The sequence below is a fragment of the Sphingomonas sp. genome, from assembly GCF_031380695.1.
Classification (GTDB): domain Bacteria; phylum Pseudomonadota; class Alphaproteobacteria; order Sphingomonadales; family Sphingomonadaceae; genus Sphingomicrobium.
Genome location: NZ_JANMWY010000119.1, coordinates 1 through 5,896 on the forward strand (window position 1 = coordinate 1; position 5,896 = coordinate 5,896).

Annotated in this window: 8 protein-coding genes; 6 read left to right on the top strand and 2 right to left on the bottom strand. The window is 67.5% G+C overall.

The window, feature by feature from the left end; translation table 11 throughout:
- The 6 genes from RMN84_RS04355 to RMN84_RS04380 all read left to right on the top strand — a co-directional run.
- Positions 1-478 (top strand): FAD-binding protein (locus RMN84_RS04355; protein ID WP_309610978.1); only part of this gene is annotated, 478 nt, incomplete at its 5' end.
- A gap of 5 nt (positions 479-483) precedes the next feature.
- The gene (locus RMN84_RS04360; protein WP_309610985.1) at positions 484-1,233 is read left to right on the top strand and encodes an alpha/beta hydrolase; all 750 of its coding nucleotides are present in this window, start codon (positions 484-486) and stop codon (positions 1,231-1,233) included.
- Entirely contained in the window at positions 1,230-1,832 is a 603-nt protein-coding gene (locus tag RMN84_RS04365; protein WP_309610979.1) for a hypothetical protein, read from the top strand. The genes RMN84_RS04360 and RMN84_RS04365 overlap by 4 nt, the downstream gene beginning before the upstream one ends.
- Before the next feature lie 17 nt (positions 1,833-1,849).
- A complete protein-coding gene (locus RMN84_RS04370) occupies positions 1,850-2,266 on the top strand; it encodes a VOC family protein (RefSeq protein WP_309610980.1) in 417 nt (138 codons plus the stop codon).
- Positions 2,266-2,991, top strand: coding sequence for a hydroxyacylglutathione hydrolase (gene gloB, locus RMN84_RS04375; protein ID WP_309610981.1), 726 nt, complete (start codon positions 2,266-2,268; stop codon positions 2,989-2,991). Before RMN84_RS04370 ends, gloB begins: the two co-directional genes overlap by 1 nt.
- Before the next feature lie 27 nt (positions 2,992-3,018).
- Positions 3,019-3,474, top strand: coding sequence for a hypothetical protein (locus RMN84_RS04380; RefSeq protein ID WP_309610982.1), 456 nt, complete (start codon positions 3,019-3,021; stop codon positions 3,472-3,474).
- A 4-nt stretch (positions 3,475-3,478) separates the two neighbouring features.
- Here the strand turns inward: RMN84_RS04380 and RMN84_RS04385 are convergent, their stop codons facing one another.
- Positions 3,479-5,260 (bottom strand): AMP-dependent synthetase/ligase, encoded by a 1,782-nt coding sequence (locus RMN84_RS04385; RefSeq protein ID WP_309610983.1) that lies wholly within the window; start codon positions 5,258-5,260, stop codon positions 3,479-3,481.
- The coding region (locus RMN84_RS04390) for a gamma-glutamyltransferase (protein WP_309610984.1) at positions 5,257-5,896 on the bottom strand (640 nt) is incomplete at its 5' end. The genes RMN84_RS04390 and RMN84_RS04385, both read right to left, overlap by 4 nt.

Consider the following 5,896-nt stretch of genomic DNA (forward strand, 5'->3'; position numbering starts at 1 on the left):
CGAGAAAGCCGCGCGTGATGGCGGCAATGGCACGGTCGAGGCGGTCGACGCCGGCACCCACTCGGGCAAGGCCGACTTCGTCTCGGCCGAACTCGCCAAGTCCGAACGCCCCGAACTGACCAGCGCCAAGATCATCGTCTCTGGCGGCCGCGCGCTCGGCTCGTCGGAGCAGTTTCATGCGCTGATCGATCCGCTCGCCGACAAGCTCGGCGCCGGCGTCGGTGCCAGCCGCGCGGCGGTCGATGCCGGCTATGCGCCCAACGACTATCAGGTCGGCCAGACGGGCAAGATCGTCGCGCCCGAAGTCTATCTGGCGGTCGGCATTTCCGGCGCGATCCAGCATCTTGCGGGGATGAAGGACAGCAAGACGATCATCGCCATCAACAAGGACGAGGACGCGCCGATCTTCCAGGTGGCCGACATCGGCCTGGTCGGCGACCTGTTCAAACTCGTCCCGGAGCTGACCGAGAAGCTGTAGCGGTGTTGCCGCGCCCGGGTTTCTTCGCCCTCGACGACGGGCGGCGGATTGCTTTCCATTTCCGGGCGGGAGCGGCGGGAAGGCCCACACTGGTGATCCTCCCCGGCTATGCGTCCGACATGCGCGGGACCAAGGCGCTGGCCGTCGATGCTTTCTCCGCGCGGACATGCTGCGGTTGCCTGCGGCTCGACTATTCGGGGACCGGCGAGAGCAGCGGAGACTTCGCCGACGGCACGCTTGCGCATTGGCTCGACGAGGTGCTGGCGGCGATCGACCGGCTGACAGAGGGACCGCTGATCCTCGTCGGCTCGTCGATGGGCGGCTGGCTGATGCTCCATGTCGCGCTGCGCCGGGCGGAGCGGGTCGCGGCGCTGGTCGGTATCGCCGCTGCGCCAGATTTCACCGACTGGGGATTCACCGCCGACGAGAAGCGGGCCCTGCTCGACAACGGCCGGTTGGACCGGCCCAACGCCTACGGCCCCGAGCCATCGGTCACGCACTCCGCCTTCTGGCGCTCGGGCGAAGCGATGCGCCTGCTCGACGCCGCCATCGCCATCAATTGCCCGGTTCGGCTGCTTCACGGGGACCAGGACGAGGACGTGCCCATCGACGTGCCGCTGAAGTTGCTGGCCCAGCTTCGTTCAGCCGATGTCCAGCTCCACCTGCTCAAGGGCGGCGGTCACCGCCTGTCCGAGCCGCACGAGATCGACGCACTGCTGCGCCTGCTCGTCGCCCTCGTGGAAACCCGAATATGATCCTTGCCCTGCTCATCGCCGCCGCCGCTCCGGCCCAGCCGGCAACGATGACCGCCGACCAGGCCGAGGCCGCCGCCGCCCGCGCCGGCGAGGTCAACGCCGCGCGCCTGTGGGGGATCGGCGGCAACCTCCGGCTGGCGACGGGCGATCCCGCAGCAGCGGCGCGCGATTTCGACCATGGGCTGGAATCGCAGTCGCTTGCCCCGCGCGATCGCGGCGAACTGCTGCTCGACCGGGCGCGTGCGGCGCAGGCCGCGGGCGATGCCCCGCTCGCCGAGGCGCGCTCGGCCGAAGCCGCGCGGCTGATCCCGCAGGACCCGTTCGTCTGGTACTTCCGCGCCGTGCTGGCGGTCGCCGGTAGCGACGTACCGCGCGCCAAGATCGCCATTCGCCGGGCGCTGGCGCTGGCCCCCGACGATCCCACGATCCTGTTCGAATCGGGCCATGTCGCGCAGCTTGCCGGGGAGGAAGCGGCGGCGCGCGAGGCCTGGCAGCAGGCGCTCAAACGCGACCCCAACGGCCCGACCGGCCTGCGTGCGCGTCAGGCGCTTGGCCTTGCCGCGGTGCCACTGACGGTGCAGTCCGCCCCGACGAAATAAGCGGAGCGACGAGTCGAATGAAATTCCTCCATTCCATGCTGCGGATCACCGATCCCGCCGCCACTGTGGCATTTTTCCAGCTGCTCGGTCTGGAAGAGCGGCGACGGATCGAGGTGCCGCAAGGCAACTATACGCTGATCTTCCTCGGCGCGCCGGGCGATGACGGCGGCGAGGTGGAGTTGACCCATAATTGGGGCGAGGCCGATTATGCCGGCGGGCGCAATTTCGGCCATCTCGCCTACCGAGTCGACGATATCTACGCGACCTGCCAGCGGCTGATGGACGGCGGCGTGACCATCAACCGCCCGCCGCGCGATGGCCATATGGCGTTCGTCCGCTCGCCCGATGGCATTTCGGTCGAGCTGCTGCAGAACGGCCAACGGCTCGGCCCGGTCGAACCTTGGGCGTCGATGCCCAATGTGGGGAGCTGGTAATGGCACTGGAGGTCGTCTGCGTCCCGGCGTTCGCTGACAATTACCTGTGGCTGGTCCACGACGACGCCAGCGGCGAGACGGCAGTGATCGATCCCGGCGATCCCGCCCCGGTGCTGGCTGCTGCCGCGGATCGTGGCTGGACGATTGGAAAGGTGCTCAATACCCACTGGCACCGAGACCATACCGGCGGCAACTTGGCGGTGAAGGAAGCGGGCGCGCGCATCTTGGGCCCCGCTGTCGAGGCCGATCGCATCCCCGGCCTCGACGTCGCCGTAGCGGGCGGCGACACCGTCCGCATCGGCGACCATGTCGGCGAAGTGTGGGACGTGCCCGGCCACACGCTTGGCCATGTTGCCTACATCTTTCGCGATGCCGGCATCGCCTTCGTCGGCGACACATTGTTCGCGATGGGCTGTGGTCGGCTGTTCGAGGGGACACCGGCACAGATGTTCGCTTCGCTCCGTCGCCTCGCTGCGCTGCCTGACGACACGCTTATCTATTGTGCCCACGAATATACGCTCGCCAACGCCCGCTTTGCCGCCCACGCCGAACCCGGCAATGCTGCGGTCGCCGCGAGGCTGGCGGCGGTCGAAGGCGCGCGCGCAGCGGGAAAGGCGACCGTGCCAACCACCATCGCCCAAGAGCGAGCGACCAACCCGTTCCTGCTAGCCGCCGACCTCAACCAATTCGCCGAGCGGCGCGCGGCCAAGGATGCGTTTCGTTAAGCGTCACTTCATCCCAATGCGCGCCTGATGCGTTACAGGTCGTACGTCTCAACCGGAGTGACCGTCATGCGCCGACTCTTCCCGCTTCTTGCCGCCCCTCTGGCGCTCGCCGCCTGCTCGGCCAACCTGGCCCAGCCGCCACAGCGCACCGCGCGTCAGGAAGACACGCTGCGTCGCGCGCTCGCCGGCAAAGTCGCGCAGAAGCCGGTGTCCTGCCTGCCGTCCTATCGCTCGGCCGACATGGAGGTCGTCGACGACTACACCATCCTGTTCCACGACGGGTCGAACCGGGTCTTCGTCCAGGCGCCCCAGGGCGGCTGCTCGCCGCTCGGCTCGGGCCACTACACGCTGGTGACCGAATTACGCGGCAACAGCACGCTGTGCCGGGGTGATATTTCGCGAGTCGTCGACCTGCCCAACGGCTTCACCGTCGGCAGCTGCGCGATGAACGATTTCATCCCCTATGAAAAACCGCGCGGGTAAAGACCTACTTCTTGTAGAGCGCGTCCAGCCGCTCGCCATAGGCCTTGGCGATGACATGGCGGCGGATTTTGAGCGATGGCGTAAGCTGCTCATTTTCGACCGTGAAGCCATCGGCGATGATGAACCGCCGCACCTTTTCGATCACGCTCAGTTCGGCATTGACCCGGTCGACCGCCCTGGCCAGCCGCTGCTGCAGGTCGGACGCGTCGGCGAATTCCGCCTCAGGCACCAGCAGCGCGACGATATGCGGGCGGCGGTCGCCATAGACCATGGCCTGGGCGATCTCGGTCTGTAGCGTCAGCATCCCCTCGACCCGCTGCGGCGCGACATTGTCGCCCTTGTCATTGATGATCAAATCCTTCTTGCGGTCGGTGATGACGATCCGGCCATGATCGTCGAAATGGCCGACGTCGCCGGTCGCCAGCCATGCGCCTGTCCCGTCACCCGAGACGGGGTCCTGAAGCACCCGTGCCGTCTCCTCGGGATTGCGCCAGTAACCGTGCATCACCAACTCGCCGCGCACCATGAACTCGCCGTCGCAGGCGAAGCGGACCTCGGTATTCTTGAGCGGCGGCCCCACCGTCGCCATCGCGATCCCGGCCTGCGGACGGTTGCAGCTGATCACCGGTCCGGTCTCGGTCTGGCCATAGCCCTGCAACACGACGATCCCGGTCGCCTGGAAGAATAGACCGACCTCGGGATTGAGCGGCGCCCCCCCCGACACCATCGCCTTGATCCGCCCGCCGAACTTGGCCTGCACCTTCTTGCGCAGGGTGATGCTGAGGATCTTGTCCATCGGCAGGTCGAGCATCCGGCTCTTGCCCGCCGTTCGCCGGGTCTCGATACCCAGCGCACGGTGGAGCATATAGGCCGGCAGGCCGCCATCCTTCTCGATCGTCTTGATGATCCGCGCGCGCAGCATCTCGAACAGGCGCGGCACGACGACCATCAGCGTCGGGCGCACTTCCTCGATATTGGCAGCGAGCTTCTCGAGGCTCTCGGCGTAATAAATCTGCCCACCCAGCCCGATCGGAAAATATTGGCCGCCGCTATGCTCATAGGCGTGGCTGGCCGGCAGGAACGACAGGAATATCTCGTCGTCCCAGCCGAAATCATTGGCGATGACGTCGATGCAGCCTTCGACATTGTGGAGGATCGCGCCATGATGCTGACGCACGCCGCGCGGCGCGCCGCCGGTGCCGCTGGTATAGATCAGGCAGGCCAGCCCGTCGCGCCCGACCTTGCTCGCCGCCTCGCGCATCGCTGCGACATCGCCCGGCCCGGACACGAAGTCGGACCACAGATGGAATTGCGCGACATCGGGCGACTGCTGGACCGCCAGTGGCTCGATCGAGATGATATGGTGGCATTCCGACGTGAACAACACCGCCGGGACCAGCGCCTTGGCCAGCTTTTGGTTCGACACGATCACCGCCCGCGCTCCGGCGTTGCCCAGCACATGCTGATGATCGCGCGTCGTGTTGGTGGTGTAGGTCGGCACGGTCACACAGCCCGCCGCCATGATGCCGAGGTCGGCGATCAGCCACTCCGGCCGGTTCTCGCTGACCAGCATCACCCGCTCGCCGGGCTTCAGCCCGATCCGCTGCAGGCTGGCGGCCAGCGCCGCGACCTGGCGAGCCGTTTCGGTCCAGCTCGTCGGCTGCCACGCCCCGTCGCGCTTGGCCCATAGGAACGGCGCGTCGCCTTTCTCGGCGGCGCGGGCGAAGAACATCGCCACCAGGTTGGGGAAATGCTCCAGCTGGCGCGCTTCGACGCGGCGGCTCATTGCGCGACCGCCACGCCCTCGCTGCGCGGATCGGCGGCGCCGACCCAGCGGCCCCTGCCGTCAGAATCGGCGACGCTTTCGATCGCATTGGCCTTGAACGTGCCGTGGGGGCGGGTCTTGATCATGCCATGGCCAAGCGCGGTCAGCGCCGGGACCATCGCTTCCAGCGGCGAGTCGGCCTCGACATAGATCGTCGGCCCGCTCGGCGCGAAGATCACCGGCTGGGCGATCGCATCCTGCGCGCTCAGCTTCCAGTCGATCACGCCGATGATCGCCTTGAGCACCTGCGCCGGGATCGTCGCTCCGCCCGCGGCGCCGACCGCGAGGCGCACCCGGCCGTCCGGCCCGGTCACGATCATCGGCGACATCGAACTGCGCGGCCGCTTGCCGCCTGCAACCGCGTTCGCCACCGCTACGCCATCGACGCTCGGCACGAAGCTGAAGTCGGTCAGCTCGTTGTTGAGATAATAGCCGTTGACGACCAGCCCCGACCCGAACCCGCTCTCGATCGTCGAAGTGATCGAGGCGACATTGCCCGCGCTGTCGGCGATGGCGAAGGACGACGTCCCGGCTTCCAGCGCCTCGACCCCGGTGACATGATTGGGCGCGCCGCTGGGGTTGCCAGCGACAACCGCG